This window comes from Burkholderia reimsis (assembly GCF_003294055.1).
GTDB lineage: Bacteria > Pseudomonadota > Gammaproteobacteria > Burkholderiales > Burkholderiaceae > Burkholderia > Burkholderia cepacia.
Map to the genome: position 1 here is coordinate 34,596 of NZ_QMFZ01000052.1, position 14,442 is coordinate 49,037.

13 protein-coding genes are annotated in these 14,442 nt (G+C 67.9%); 11 read left to right on the top strand and 2 right to left on the bottom strand.

Annotation, left to right across the window (positions count from 1 at the left end):
- The first annotated feature begins 13 nt into the window (after nucleotides 1-13).
- The 7 genes from DPV79_RS36940 to DPV79_RS36970 all read left to right on the top strand — a co-directional run bounded on the left by DPV79_RS36940 (nucleotide 14) and on the right by DPV79_RS36970 (nucleotide 7,599).
- On the top strand, nucleotides 14-1,291 hold the full coding sequence (locus tag DPV79_RS36940) for an L-fuconate dehydratase (protein ID WP_113047740.1): 1,278 nt from the start codon (nucleotides 14-16) through the stop codon (nucleotides 1,289-1,291).
- 59 nt (nucleotides 1,292-1,350) lie between these two features.
- Nucleotides 1,351-2,127, top strand: a complete 777-nt coding sequence (locus DPV79_RS36945; protein WP_021161442.1) for an SDR family oxidoreductase — start codon at nucleotides 1,351-1,353, stop codon at nucleotides 2,125-2,127.
- A gap of 12 nt (nucleotides 2,128-2,139) precedes the next feature.
- Nucleotides 2,140-3,678 (top strand): sugar ABC transporter ATP-binding protein, encoded by a 1,539-nt coding sequence (locus DPV79_RS36950; RefSeq protein ID WP_113047741.1) that lies wholly within the window; start codon nucleotides 2,140-2,142, stop codon nucleotides 3,676-3,678.
- A 31-nt stretch (nucleotides 3,679-3,709) separates the two neighbouring features.
- Entirely contained in the window at nucleotides 3,710-4,747 is a 1,038-nt protein-coding gene (locus DPV79_RS36955; protein WP_021161440.1) for an ABC transporter permease, read from the top strand.
- Nucleotides 4,748-4,847: 100 nt separating this feature from the next.
- Nucleotides 4,848-5,789: an ABC transporter substrate-binding protein gene (locus tag DPV79_RS36960; RefSeq protein WP_021161439.1), complete on the top strand. Its 942-nt coding sequence runs from the start codon at nucleotides 4,848-4,850 to the stop codon at nucleotides 5,787-5,789.
- 83 nt (nucleotides 5,790-5,872) lie between these two features.
- The gene (locus DPV79_RS36965; protein ID WP_059649709.1) at nucleotides 5,873-6,763 is read left to right on the top strand and encodes an L-fucono-1,5-lactonase; all 891 of its coding nucleotides are present in this window, start codon (nucleotides 5,873-5,875) and stop codon (nucleotides 6,761-6,763) included.
- Nucleotides 6,764-6,831: 68 nt separating this feature from the next.
- Nucleotides 6,832-7,599 (top strand): FadR/GntR family transcriptional regulator, encoded by a 768-nt coding sequence (locus DPV79_RS36970; RefSeq protein ID WP_059552750.1) that lies wholly within the window; start codon nucleotides 6,832-6,834, stop codon nucleotides 7,597-7,599.
- Nucleotides 7,600-7,622: 23 nt separating this feature from the next.
- Here the strand turns inward: DPV79_RS36970 and DPV79_RS36975 are convergent, their stop codons facing one another.
- Nucleotides 7,623-8,864 carry an NAD(P)/FAD-dependent oxidoreductase gene (locus DPV79_RS36975; protein ID WP_059589843.1) on the bottom strand — a complete coding sequence of 414 codons (1,242 nt, stop codon included), beginning with the start codon at nucleotides 8,862-8,864 and terminating at the stop codon, nucleotides 7,623-7,625.
- 142 nt (nucleotides 8,865-9,006) lie between these two features.
- Complete coding sequence (locus DPV79_RS36980) at nucleotides 9,007-10,368, bottom strand: hypothetical protein (protein WP_244321868.1); 1,362 nt, start codon at nucleotides 10,366-10,368, stop codon at nucleotides 9,007-9,009.
- 522 nt (nucleotides 10,369-10,890) lie between these two features.
- Between DPV79_RS36980 and yfiR the strand changes: the two genes are divergently transcribed.
- The 4 genes from yfiR to DPV79_RS37000 form a co-directional block, all read left to right on the top strand.
- Entirely contained in the window at nucleotides 10,891-11,604 is a 714-nt protein-coding gene (gene yfiR / locus DPV79_RS36985; protein WP_113047743.1) for a regulatory sequestration protein YfiR, read from the top strand.
- A gap of 32 nt (nucleotides 11,605-11,636) precedes the next feature.
- The gene (gene dgcN, locus DPV79_RS36990; RefSeq protein ID WP_244321869.1) at nucleotides 11,637-12,869 is read left to right on the top strand and encodes a diguanylate cyclase DgcN/YfiN; all 1,233 of its coding nucleotides are present in this window, start codon (nucleotides 11,637-11,639) and stop codon (nucleotides 12,867-12,869) included.
- 85 nt (nucleotides 12,870-12,954) lie between these two features.
- The gene (gene yfiB, locus DPV79_RS36995) at nucleotides 12,955-13,464 is read left to right on the top strand and encodes an outer membrane lipoprotein YfiB (RefSeq protein ID WP_113047745.1); all 510 of its coding nucleotides are present in this window, start codon (nucleotides 12,955-12,957) and stop codon (nucleotides 13,462-13,464) included.
- A 399-nt stretch (nucleotides 13,465-13,863) separates the two neighbouring features.
- The coding region (locus DPV79_RS37000; RefSeq protein ID WP_279636640.1) for a contractile injection system protein, VgrG/Pvc8 family at nucleotides 13,864-14,442 on the top strand (579 nt) is incomplete at its 3' end.

Consider the following 14,442-nt stretch of genomic DNA (forward strand, 5'->3'; position numbering starts at 1 on the left):
CGGACGATTCGTCATGCCTATCATTCGATCGATGCGCGTCCTCGACGTGCGCTTTCCGACCTCGCGCCAGCTCGACGGCTCCGATGCGATGAACCCGGACCCCGATTATTCGGCCGCGTACGTCGTGCTCGAAACCGACCGCGACGGGCTCGAAGGTCACGGCCTCACGTTCACCATCGGGCGCGGCAACGAGATCTGCTGCGCGGCGATCGACGCGATGCGTCACCTCGTCGTCGGCCTCGACCTCGACTGGATTCGCGCGGACATGGGCCGTTTCTGGCGGCACGTCACGTCGGACAGCCAGTTGCGCTGGATCGGCCCCGACAAGGGGGCGATCCATCTGGCGACGGGGGCCGTCGTCAACGCGGTGTGGGATCTGTGGGCGAAAGCCGAACGCAAGCCGTTATGGCGGCTCGTTGCCGACCTGAGCCCCGAGGAACTGGTGCGCGCGATCGACTTCCGCTACCTGACGGACTGCCTGACGCCGGACGAAGCGCTCGACCTGCTGCGCAGGCAGGCGCCGGGCAAGGCCGAACGGATCGCGATTCTCGAGCGCGACGGCTACCCGTGCTACACGACGTCGGCCGGCTGGCTCGGCTACAGCGACGACAAGCTGCGGCGGCTGTGCCGCGAAGCCGTCGAAGCCGGGTTCGACCACGTGAAGCTGAAAGTCGGCGCGAACCTGGAGGACGATATCCGCCGCGTGACGATCGCGCGCGAAGTGATCGGCCCGGATCGCAAGCTGATGATCGACGCGAACCAGGTGTGGGAAGTGGACGAGGCGATCGACTGGGTGCGCGAGCTGGCGTTCGCGCGGCCGTGGTTCATCGAGGAGCCGACGAGCCCCGACGATGTCGAAGGGCATCGCACGATCCGCGAAGCAATCGCGCCCGTGCAGGTCGCGACCGGCGAGATGTGCCAGAACCGCGTCCTGTTCAAGCAGTTCATCGCGCGCGGTGCGATCGATGTCGTGCAGATCGATGCGTGCCGGCTCGGCGGCGTGAACGAGATTCTCGCGGTGATGCTGATGGCCGCGAAGTACGGGCTGCCCGTCTGCCCGCATGCGGGCGGTGTCGGGTTGTGCGAATACGTGCAGCATCTGTCGATGATCGACTACGTGTGCATTTCCGGCACGAAGGAAGCGCGCGTGACGGAGTACGTCGATCACCTGCACGAGCATTTCGTCGAACCGTGCATCGTGCGCGGCGCGGCCTACATGCCGCCGACGGCGCCCGGTTTCTCGATCGAGATGAAACCCGAATCGCTGGAGCAGTACCGGTTCCGGGGCTGAGGCGCGGCGCGCGCGACGCGCGTCGTGCGCGCCGACAACATGAACGACGGAGACGCGAAGTGGATTTGAATCTGCAACACAAGGTCGTGATCGTGACCGGCGGCGCATCGGGCATCGGTGCCGCGATCTCGATGCGGCTTGCCGAAGAAGGTGCGATTCCGGTGGTGTTCGCGCGCCACGCGCCCGACGATGCGTTCTGGCGCGCACTCGTGCAGAAGCAGCCGCAGGCCGCGTGCATGTCGGTCGAGTTGCAGGACGACGCACAGTGCCGCGACGCGGTTGCGCAGACCGTCGCGCGCTTCGGTCGTCTCGACGGCCTCGTCAACAACGCGGGCGTCAACGACGGCGTCGGGCTCGATGCCGGTCGCGATGCGTTCGTCGCGTCGCTCGAGCGCAACCTGATCCACTACTACGTGATGGCGCACTACTGCGTGCCGCACCTGAAGGCGACGCGCGGCGCGATCGTCAACGTCTCGTCGAAGACGGCCGTGACCGGCCAGGGCAACACGAGCGGCTATTGCGCGTCGAAGGGCGCGCAACTCGCGCTGACACGCGAATGGGCCGTCGCGTTGCGCGACGACGGCGTGCGCGTGAACGCGGTGATTCCGGCCGAGGTGATGACGCCGCTTTACCGCAACTGGCTCGCCGGTTTCGACGACCCCGACGCGAAGCTGGCGGGCATCGCGGGCAAGGTGCCGCTCGGCAAACGCTTCACGACGGCCGACGAGATCGCCGATACGGCCGTATTCCTGCTGTCGGCACGCGCATCGCACACGACGGGCCAGTGGCTGTTCGTCGACGGCGGTTATACGCATCTCGACCGTGCGATCAGCTGAGGGCCGCGCTCCATGCAACCCGACCCGAACCTGACTGCCGCGCCGCCGCTGATCGCCTTGACCGGCATCGGCAAGCGCTTCCCGGGCGTGCAGGCGCTCGACGATTGCCGTTTCGACCTGCGTGCCGGCGAAGTGCATGCACTGATGGGCGAGAACGGCGCCGGCAAGTCGACGTTGATGAAGATCCTCGCGGGCGTGTACCAGCGCGACGGCGGCGAGATCCGGATGGACGGCCGTGCGGTGGAGATCGCCGATCCGCGCGCCGCGCAGGCGCTCGGGATCGGCATCATCCATCAGGAACTGAACCTGATGAACCACCTGAGCGTCGCGCAGAACATCTTCATCGGCCGCGAGCCGCGCGGCCGCTTCGGCGTGTTCGTGGACGAAGACACGTTGAATCGCGATGCCGCCGCGATCTTCCGGCGGATGCGGCTCGATCTCGATCCGCGCACGCCGGTCGGCCGGCTGACGGTCGCGAAGCAGCAGATGGTCGAGATCGCGAAAGCACTGTCGTTCGACTCGCGCGTGCTGATCATGGACGAGCCGACCGCCGCGCTCAACAACGCGGAGATCGCCGAGCTGTTCCGCATCATCCGTGACCTGCGCGCGAACGGCGTCGGCATCGTCTACATCTCGCACAAGATGGACGAGCTGCGTCAGATCGCCGATCGCGTGACCGTGATGCGCGACGGCAAGTACGTCGCGACCGTGCCGATGGCGGATACGTCGATGGACGCGATCATCGCGATGATGGTCGGCCGCCAGCTCGCGACGGAATTCCGCACGCCGCCCGATACGTCCGCGAACGACGTCGCGCTCGAAGTGCGCGGGCTGTCGCGCGGCCGTGCGATCCGCGACGTCGGCTTCACGCTGCGGCGCGGCGAGATCCTCGGCTTCGCGGGGCTGATGGGCGCGGGCCGCACCGAGGTCGCGCGCGCGGTGTTCGGCGCCGACCCGATCGACGCGGGCGAGATCCGCGTGCACGGCAAGACCGTGACGATCCGCACGCCGGCCGATGCGGTGAAGCACGGCATCGGCTATCTGTCCGAGGATCGCAAGCACTTCGGGCTCGCGGTCGGGATGGACGTGCAGAACAACATCGCGCTGTCGAGCATGCGCCGTTTCGTGCGCCGTGGCGTGTTTCTCGACGCGCGCGCGATGCGCGACACCGCACACGCGTATGTGCGGCAGCTCGCGATCCGCACGCCGTCGGTCGCGCAGCCCGCACGCCTTTTGTCGGGCGGCAACCAGCAGAAGATCGTGATCGCGAAGTGGCTGCTGCGCGACTGCGACATCCTGTTCTTCGACGAGCCGACGCGCGGCATCGACGTCGGCGCGAAGAGCGAGATCTACAAGCTGCTCGACGCGCTGGCCGCCGACGGCAAGGCGATCGTGATGATCTCGTCGGAACTGCCCGAGGTGCTGCGCATGAGCCACCGGATTCTCGTGATGTGCGAGGGGCGCGTGACCGGCGAGCTGCGCGCGGCCGACGCCACGCAGGAAAAGATCATGCAGCTCGCGACGCAGCGCGAGTCGACCGTGTTGTCCTGATTCAGACGCCGATCCATACGCCTATCCGATCATGTCCAACGATACGCATCCCGTTCCGCCCCTCGCGTCCGGCGATACGCCTGCCGGCGCATCGAGCCTGAAGTCGCGCTTCTTCAACCCCGCCGCGCGCCAGAAGCTGCTCGCGTTCGCGAGCCTCGTGCTGCTGATCGTGTTCTTCAGCTTCGCGTCGCCGAACTTCCTCGAAGTCGACAACCTCGTCACGATCCTGCAGGCCACCGCCGTGAACGGCGTGCTGGCGGTCGCGTGTACCTACGTGATCATCACGTCGGGCATCGACCTGTCGGTCGGCACGCTGATGACGTTCTGCGCGGTGATGGCCGGCGTCGTGCTGACGAAGTGGGGCATGCCGCTGCCGCTCGGGATCCTGGCCGCGCTGTTTTTCGGCGCGCTGTCGGGTTGCGTATCGGGCTTCGTGATCGCGAAGATGAAGGTGCCGCCGTTCATCGCGACGCTCGGCATGATGATGCTGCTCAAGGGGCTGTCGCTCGTGATCTCGGGCACGCGGCCGATCTACTTCAACGACACGCCGGGCTTCACGTCGATCGCGCAGGATTCGCTGATCGGCAACCTCATTCCGGCGCTGCCGATCCCGAACGCGGTGCTGATCCTGTTCCTCGTCGCGATCGGCGCATCGATCGTGCTGAACCGCACGATCTTCGGCCGTTACACGTTCGCGCTCGGCAGCAACGAGGAGGCGCTGCGGCTGTCCGGCGTGAACGTCGACGCGTGGAAGATCGCGGTGTACACGTTCAGCGGCGCGGTGTGCGGGATCGCCGGGCTGCTGATCGCGTCGCGGCTGAACTCCGCGCAGCCGGCGCTCGGGCAGGGCTACGAGCTCGATGCGATCGCGGCCGTCGTGATCGGCGGCACGTCGCTGTCGGGCGGCGCGGGCAGCATCGTCGGCACCATCATCGGCGCGTTCATCATGAGCGTGCTGACCAACGGCCTGCGCATCATGTCGGTCGCGCAGGAATGGCAGACGGTCGTGACGGGCGTGATCATCATCCTGGCCGTCTACGTCGACATCCTGCGCCGGCGACGCCGCTGATGCACGCAGGCACGCACGCATCCACGCAGGCATGTGCTTCACCGCCGGTTCCGGCCGGCGTTCCAGTCGTTCCAGTCGATACGAAAAAAGGAGACGCGAAGTGATCAGGAGCAAGGTGTTGAACGCGATCGTCGGGCTGACGTTCGCCGTCGGCGTCACGGCCGGTGCGCACGCGCAGGAAGCCTACATCCCGCTGATCTCGAAGGGCTTCCAGCATCAGTTCTGGCAGGCCGTGAAATCGGGCGCGACGCAGGCCGCGAAGGACTACAAGGTGAAGGTGACGTTCGAAGGGCCGGAAACCGAGGCGATGGTCGACAAGCAGATCGACATGCTGTCGGCCGCGATCGCGAAGAAGCCGGCCGCGCTCGGCTTCGCGGCGCTCGACAGCAAGGCCGCGCTGCCGCTGCTGAAGAAGGCGCAGGCCGAGAAGATCCCGGTGATCGCATTCGACTCGGGCGTCGACAGCGACATCCCGGTGACGACGGCCGCGACCAACAACAAGGCCGCCGCCGCGCTGGCCGCCGACAAGCTCGCCGCGCTGATCGGCGACGAGGGCGAGGTAGCCGTGGTCGCGCACGACCAGACGAGCCGCACCGGCATCGACCGCCGCGACGGTTTTCTCGAGCGGATGAAAGCGGCGCACCCGAAGGTGCAGGTCGTGACCGTGCAGTACGGCGAAGGCGACCAGCTGAAGTCGACCGAGGTGACGAAGTCGATCCTGCAGGGGTACCCGAAGCTCAAGGGGCTGTTCGGCACCAACGAAGGCTCGGCGATCGGCGTGGTCAACGGCGTGCGTGAAATGAAGCGCAAGGTCGTGATCGTCGGCTACGATTCGGGCAAGCAGCAGAAGGACGCGATCCGCAGCGGGCTGATGGCCGGCGCGATCACGCAGAACCCGATCGGGATCGGCTACAAGACGGTCGAGGCGGCCGTGAAGGCGATCAAGGGCGAGAAGCTGCCGAAGGTCATCGATACCGGTTTCTACTGGTACGACAAGACCAATATCGACGATCCGAAGATCGCGGCGGTGCTGTACGACTGAACGCCGTGCCACGGCGCCGCCGCGCGCGGCGCGTAGCGTGTGCGGCGGTGCGGGCGGCCGCCTGAGCAGAACACGAGGACACCATGGGCGCAGTGCGTATCGATTCCCATCAGCACTTCTGGCGTTATCGCGCGGCCGACTATCCGTGGATCGGCCCCGGCATGGAGGTGCTCGCGCGCGACTACCTGCCCGACGCGTTGCGGCCGCTGATGCATGCGCAGGCGCTCGGCGCGTCGATCGCGGTGCAGGCGCGCGCCGGGCGCGACGAGACCGCGTTCCTGCTCGATCTCGCCCGCGACGATACGCACATCGCGGCGGTGGTCGGCTGGGAGGATCTCGCCGCGCCGCAGCTTGCCGAGCGCGTCGCCGAATGGCGCAGCCCGAAGCTGCGCGGCTTCCGGCACCAGGTGCAGGACGAAGCCGACGCCGGCGCGTTCGTCGCCGATCCCGGCTTCAACCGCGGCATCGCGTGGCTGCAGGCGAACGGTTACGTGTACGACGTGCTCGTGTTCGAGCGCCAGTTGCCGGACGTGCAGGCGTTCTGCGCACGGCACGACGCGCACTGGCTCGTGCTCGATCACGCCGGCAAGCCCGCGCTGGCCGAATTCGAGCGCGACGAATCGGCGCTCGCGCGCTGGCGCGCCGCGTTGCGCGAGCTGGGCGCGCTGCCACACGTCGCGTGCAAGCTGTCGGGGCTCGTGACGGAAGCGGACTGGAAGCGCGGCCTGCGCGGGAAGGACGTCCGGCATATCGAGCAGTGCCTCGACGCGGCGCTCGACGCGTTCGGCCCGCAGCGGCTGATGTTCGGGTCGGACTGGCCGGTGTGCCTGCTGGCCGCGTCGTATGACGAAGTCGCGTCGATCGTCGAGCGCTGGGCCGAGTCGCGGCTGTCGGCGGCCGAGCGCGGCGCGCTGTGGGGCGGGACGGCGGCGCGTTGTTATGCGGTGCCGGGCGACGCGAAGCGCGGCATATAAAATAGGCGCGAACGGCCCGTGCGCTTCGCCGGGCCGTCCGCAATGCAACCGATCACCAGCATCAACGTATGTCCATCCAGCCGATCCAGAACCGCCGCCTGTACCAGCAGATCGCCGACAAGCTCAGCGCGATGATCGAGTCCGGCGATTTTCCGCCGGGCAGTTACCTGCCGCCTGAGCGCGAACTGGCCGAACAGTTCGGCGTGTCGCGCACGTCGGTGCGTGAAGCGCTGATCGCGCTCGAAGTGAGCGGGCTCGTCAGCGTGCGCGTCGGCGACGGCGTGAAGGTGCGCCACCCCGAAACGGCCGCCGCACCCGAACCCACGCCCGGCCTGGCAGGGAAGGCCGCGCCGTTCACGGTCATCGAGATCGATCCCGAACTCGGCATCGCACTCGATCTCGATACCGAAATCCCGCCGTTCGCGCTGTTGCAGGCGCGCCGGCTGATCGAGCCGGAAGCCGCGTCGCTTGCCGCGAAGCACGGCTCCGACGAGCAGATCGAAGGTATCCACGAGGCGTTCCTGCGCAACCAGGAAGACAACCGCAGCGGCTCGCTCACGCATCCGGGCGACCGGCTGTTTCATATCCGCATCGCGGAAGCGAGCGATAACGCCGCGTATGCGCTGATGATCAAGCAGCTGCTCGCGCACAAGTACGACCTGATGTTCCAGCGGCTGCAGTCGCTGTACATGCCGAACGACATGCCGCACCGATCGGAACTGGAACACCGCGCGATCCTCGATGCGATCCGTGCGCGCGATCCGGACGCCGCGCGCCGCGCGATGGCCGAGCACCTCGACGAAGTGATCCGCATCTTCGGGCGCGCGCTCGACTGAGCGCGCGTCGATGCGCTGCGCGCTCAGAAGCGATCCGCGCGATACGGCGCCGGATCGGTGAACGGCGCTTCGCCCGTCATCATCTCGGCCAGCAGGCGGCCCGTGACGGGGCCGAGCGTCAGCCCGTGATGGTTGTGCCCGAACGCGAACCACAGCCCGCGATGCGCGGGCGCGGGGCCGATCACCGGGCGCATGTCGGGCGTGCACGGCCGGAAGCCGAGCCACGGTTGCGGGTCGAGCCGCTCGCCGAAACCGAACACGGGGCGCGCGACGCGTTCCGCGCGTTCCAGCTGCACGCCCGTTGGCGGAAGCCCGCGTCGCGCGATCTCGACGCCGGTCGTCAGCCGCAGCCCGCGCTTCATCGGTGCGATCACGTAGCCGTATTCGCGATCGACGATCGGCGCCGACGGCACGCCGCGCGCGGACGGCGCGTAATGCATGTGATAACCGCGCTTCTCGCGCAGCGGGATCTTGTAGCCGAACTTGCCGAACACCGTGTCGGACCACGGGCCGAGCGCGACGACGACAGACGGCGCGGCGGCCGTGCCGTCCTGCGTGTTCACTTGCCAGCCGGGCGAGAGTGCGTCGAGGCTCGCGGCGTCGCCGGTCAGCAGCGTGCCGCCGCCTTGCACGAACAGATGCGCATACGCTTTGACGAGTGCGGCCGGATCGACGACGCTTTTCGGATCGAGCCAGTGCAACGCGCCGCAGAAGCCGGGGGCGAGGCTCGGTTCGTGCGCGAGCAGCGCGGCGGCATCGAGCGGCGTGATGCCGAGCCCGTGGCGGCGTGCGGTGAGGCCGGCCTCGGCCACGCCGCGTTCGAATGCGGCGGGCGTGCGGAACGCTTCCAGCCAGCCGTTCGCGCGGATCAGTTCTCCGGCACCGGCCCGTGCGATCAGCGCGTCGTGCTCGACGATGCAGCGTTCGATCAGCGGCAGCATGTCGCGTGAAGCTGCCGCGTGGCGCAGCGGCGCCGATTCCCACCAGAAACGCGCGAGCCACGGCGCGAACGCGGGCAGCGACGCGCTGTGCCAGTAGAGATCGGTCGAGCGGTTCAGCGCGTAGCGCATCAGCGTGAACGGGCTGCGCGGAAACGGATACGGCTCGACCGACGAGCGCTCGATCAGCCCCGCGTTGCCGAAGCTCGTGCCTTCGCCGGGCGCGCCGCGATCGACGAGGGCGACCTTGCGTCCGCGATCCTGCAGGTGCAGTGCGACGGAGACGCCGACGATGCCGGCGCCGAGAACGATGACGTCGAAGTCCATCTGTGGTGGTGAGTGACGGTTAGCCGGGCGAGCGCGAGATCGTGGCGGTTGTTTCGCCCGAACGGGAATTCGTTCGAACTGCAAGCATACTCGCGACGGCGCGGGGCGTGTTGCGGGCTGCGAGTTGTCGGCCGCTCGCGCGTCAGATCTCGATTCCGTGTTCCAGGAGCCGGGTACGCAGCTCCTCGCGATGATCGCGTGCAACCCTCGCCAGCAGGCGTGTTGCTTGCGGCGTGTCGAGCATCGCGCGCTGCGCCGCGCCGGGGCGCGTCCACATCGAGACGGGATTGCGCAGCCACGTTTGCAGGTCGCGCGTCAGCGCGTCGTCCGGATCGTCCGGTTGCTCATTGCGTGCGGCAATCAGCACGATGCACACGAGACTGTCCCACTGATCCCGTGAGCAGATCGCACGTGCGGCATGGCGATCGCCGTATCGCTCGAGTACCTGTTCGATTTGCGCGAGCGAGACGAATGCGCCTTGCTCGCACAGGCGCACCGCGGTTTTGCGAATCCTGCGGGCGGGGTCCAGCAGCGCGCGCGCGGCCACCTCGTCCCGGATCGATGGCGACAACCGAGCCAGCAGCACGAGTGCGTGTGCACGAACCGGGCTGCGCACATCCGTCGAGAACCGCTCCATCGTCGCTATCGCGGCGGGCGCACGTAGTTCGGCGAGCAACGACAGCGCCGCGCGAACCCGAGTACCGGACAACGAGCCCGTATCGAGCAGCGCAACGCAGCGGTCCGCGACATTCCGGCCGAGTTCGGTGAGCAACCGGGCCGCCGCGGCGCGCAAGCTGCCTTGTGAATCGAGCGTTGACCGCCACAGGAACGCCTCGGCGCCGTCGTCGATGCCCTGGTCGATCACGTGAACGAGTGCGGCGCGGCGAACCGGGCCGAACGGGGAGTCGGCCGCGAGATCGATGCAGCGCATGCGATCGCTTGCCGGCACGTCGTCGAGCATCGCCACCGCACGTCGGGCGAGCACGATGTCGCCGGAGGTCAGGCCGTGCGTGACCAGTTCGGCAGCCGGCAGGATCCGGTGATCGAATGCCACGAGGCAGGCGACGCGGCGCAGCCGGAAGTCCGGGGCGTGCATCGCGTCGACGATCGTATCGACGCCGCCTGCCTGCACCAGCCGCTGTTCGAATGCGTGCAGCCATGGGCCGTGATCTTCGCGCGTGGCCGACGTGAGCTGGCGCAACGACGGAAGCAGGGCGGCGAAGTGCGCGGCCGGCACGGTCGCGAGCAGTGTGACGAGTGCGTTTGTCGCGGCGCGCCGCACTTCGGGCACCCAGTCGTTGATGCGCGCGGAGATCGGTTCGAGCAGTGCGCTGTCGCCAAGCTCGACCGCTCGGGCGATCGCCGCTTCGCGAACATAGCCCGAGTAATGACCGATCGCCTGCGTGAGCAGCGCAACGTCGCGGCTCGCGGCGACCTTCTGCAGCGCGTCGGCGAGCGGCATCGCCTGGCCTTGCTGCAAGTAGACCGTGTGCGCGGGCGCCATGGATGGTGGCCGCGCGCCGAAAATCCTGGCGATGAGGTTCATTGGAATCAGCGAGGTGAGATGACGTGCAGTTTCGTCGTAAGAATCGACGGTGCCGGCCATTCTACGTCAGTGGCTTTCTCGGCAGCGGGCCGTCACCGGATGCGACGGACCGCGTTCGAGGGAATGCGCGGCCGCGTGCATCGGGTGGTCGCCACGCCATTGCGAACGGCGCATCGCAAGACATCCTGCTGCGATCGATCCGTTCGTACCGAGGCAATCCAAGATGCAACCGGTGCGCCAATCCGCCGATCAATACTGCGGCGCCGACGCTGGATCGAAGACGATGTTCGCATTCACGCGCGGCGTCGCGAGCAGGCCGCATTCAGCGCGCTTGCCCCCCTTCCCAGCGGGTGTTTCCCACTGGTGGATCACGCGGATTTTTACCTAAGATGAAGCAATCGTGCGCGTGATACGGTGCCTGCTCGCGCACGGAGGGAGGCGGGAGGCAGCGCCGGAGCGACGCCAGCGAATGTTGCCATCATGGATGCGAAAATGTGCGCGGCGGCTGCCGGTTTTGCGACGGCAACGACGCCAACGTGTGCGGCGGCGATCGCCGCGCGGAAGACGGGCCGGCCCGGCCGTACCGCTTCACTGCGCCATGCACTTCTCGCAATCGTTTGCGTTCTGGGGGCGGCGCCGGCCGTGCTCGCGGGGGTTCCCGCCGACGCGGACGGTCCGTCCGACACCATGCACATCGCCGCCGCCGCAAGCCCTGCCGATTCCGCGGCGACACCCGATCGCGCCGTTTCGTCACACGACTCCGCCGTGCGTCAGGTCGTGCTCGGCATCGTCAGCTTCACGCGCTGGCCAACCATGCCCGTGCGCCTGCACCTGTGCGTCACCGGCCGCCCCGACTACGCGCGCGGCCTGACCGATACGCTGCAGGCCGGCTCGACGCTGCTCGACGTGCAGCATGTCCGTTTCGACGATCCGTCGCTCGGCATCGCGTGCGACGTCGTGTATCTCGGCACCTTGAACAACGACGAGAGAACGCGCGTCAGGAGCGCGCTGGCCGGCCATCCCGTCCTGACGATCGCGGAGCACGATCCGTCCTGCACCGCGGGCGGCATGTTCTGTCTCAATGTCGACGGCGATCGCGTGTCGTTCGACATCAATCTCGATGCGGTGGCGCGCAGCGGCGTGCGCGTGCATCCGAACGTGCTGAATCTCGCACGACGGCCGGGGGCGCCATGATGCGGCCCTTGCTCCACCTGCCCCCTTCGCGCATGCCGCGCCCCACGCTGCAAAGCGTGCTGCGCCGCGCGCACCTGCGCCTCGCGTTCGTCGCCGTCGCGATGGCGGCCGTGTCGTTGATCGTCGTCGCCGTGATCGCGTTGCGTGCGTATGCCGGCAACAACCTGAACCTGCTGGCCCGCTCGCTCGGTTATACGGTCGAGGCGGCGCTCGTGTTCGGCGATCGCGTCGCGGCGAACGAGGCGATCGGAATGATCGCGAGCGAGGAAGACGTCGCGCAGGTCGTCGTCACCGACAGCAACGGCCAGCCGTTCGCGACGTGGCAGTTGCCAGCCGGCAACGGGATCGCGCGGCTCGAGCGCATCGTGGCCGACGTCGCGCTGCCCGGGCCCGTCGCGGTGCCGGTCGTGCATGACGGCATCGTCGTCGGGAAGGTCGTCGTGCGCGGCCGCGGGCACCAGTTCTTCGGCTTCCTGCTCGGCGGCATCGGCGGCATTCTCGGCTGCCTGGCCGTCAGTGTGTTCGGCGCGTATGTGAGCTCGAAACGCCTGCTGCGCAACATCGTCGCACCGCTGCGTGCGCTCGCCGGCGTCGCGCACGCGGTGCGGCGCGAACGGGCATTCGCGCGGCGTGTCGAGCCGGCGGCGATCGCGGAACTGAACGAGCTCGGCGACGACTTCAATGCGCTGCTCGACGAATTCGAAGACTGGCAGAACACGCTGCGCGACGAAAACGCGTCGCTCGAACACAAGGCGACGCACGATGCGCTCACCGGGCTGCCCAATCGCGTGCAGTTCGAGTCGCGCCTGACGCGCGCGCTCGGCGACGCGAATGCGACGGGCCAGCGGGTCGCGATCCTGTATCTCGACTGCGACCGCTTCAAGGAAATCAACGATTGTCTCGGTCACGATGCCGGCGACGCGGTGCTGATCGGCGTCGCGTCGCGGCTGCGCACGCAGGTGCGCGAGACCGATCTGGTCGCCCGCCTCGGCGGCGACGAATTTGCGGTGATGCTGGCGGGCGTGCCCGAAGCGGGCAGCGTGTGCCGGATCGCCGACGAGATATTGTCCGGCATGGCGCCGTCGATCGAGCTGTCCGACGGCCGCATGGTGGCCACCATGATGAGTGCCGGCGTAGCGCTGTATCCCGACCACGCATCGGACGCGAGCGGCTTGCTGCGCGCGGCGGATGCAGCGATGTACCGGGCCAAGCGCGCCCGGCCAGGCTCGTGGCAGCTGGCCGAAGGTGTCGCGGGACCGGTTTGATCGATTGTTTCGCGCTGCGGGCGAGGCCGCAGCCGCGGATGACAACAAGCGCGCCCGGCGCGGGCGCACTCGAAGGGGATGCGAAATGAACCACTCGTTTCCTGTGGGCATCGGGCGTGCGTGCGCCTGGGGTGCGCTGCTGCTGTGCATGGCGCTGGGCGGCTGCAAGACGCCACCGCTTCATCGCGGGCTGACGCAGACGCAGGTCACGGCGCTCAAGTCGGCCGGTTTCCAGGAAACCCAGCAGGGTTTCGAATTCGGCTCGACCGGGCCGATCCTGTTCGATTTCGATCGCTACAACCTCAAGCCCGATGTGCGGCGGATCGTCGAGCGGATCGGGCGCACGCTCCATTCGGCCGGGATCAACGGGGTGCGGGTCTACGGTTATACGGACGAAGAGGGCGTGGACGACTACGACGTCGAGTTGTCGCGTCGGCGTGCCGAGGTGGTGGCGATCGAGCTCGTCGATCTCGGGCTGGACCCGAAGCGCATCGCGGTCGTCGGGAAAGGGAAGCTCGACCCGGTGGGCGACAACCGGACACCGGCGGGCCGCGCGCAGAACCGGCGGGCGGCGATCGTGGTTTCGCCGCGCTGAGGTTTCGTTTCGGCGGGGCGACGCGGCGCGCGGCGCGGAATTCCGGGCGTTCGCGCCCCGCGAGCAGCCGATCGTCATGCCCCTGACATGCTGACGTGGCGCATTACCGGGTGAAGCAGTCTTCGACGACCGGATGGCGCTGCTAGACGCATTCGAGCCGGTGCTTTCACGTGCCCGGACGAAATCGCCCCGCCGGCTCCTTGAATACTTCCTCGCCATGGGTGCGCCGAGGGCGATCCTGCCCCGGAATCCCGCTGCCAGCCTGGTTTCCCGATTTTCGGGGCGCGAGCGTAAACGTTTGCGAGTGGCTTTCGCGCTGTCGGAATTTGTCCTACATTATCGGGGCTTCGGGCCGGCCAGCCGGCCTACGGAACCTGAGATCATACGCAAGGAACAAGAATGAGTTTCGCTCCGAACGGGGGTATTCCCAATGGTTTGGGCGGCGGCGGGCTGGGCTCGTTGAGCGCGCTCGGCGGCCTGGCCGGCCCGGTTGCGTCGAGTGTCGCCGGCAGCCTCGGCCCGCTCGCGGGGCTGGCCGGGCACGTCGACACCGTCCAGCGCGCGATGCAGCTCGCGCAGACCGGCTTCTCGCTGATGGACAAGACGCCCGGCGCGATCGCCGAGGCGATCAACGGCGCCGCCAACCCGGCGCGCCTGACCCAGCTCAATCGCTACGTGACGCTCGATACGCCGCTCGGCCCGGATGTGCTGCTGGTCAGCGCCGCCGTCGTCGACGAGCACGTGAACCGGTTGCCCGAGATCCACCTCGACCTGCTGTCCCATCGCCACGACCTTCGCCCGGAAGACCTGATCGGCCAGCAGGTCAAGATCCGGTTCGACCAGCAGGCGCGCCTGTCGACGCTTGAGCGCGTCGTCGCATCGGGTACCGGCGACAACGATCGTTACTTCGACGGCTACGTGGCGTCGTTCGACCGCGCGGGCAACCCCGGGAACGTCACGCAGTATCACCTGACGGCG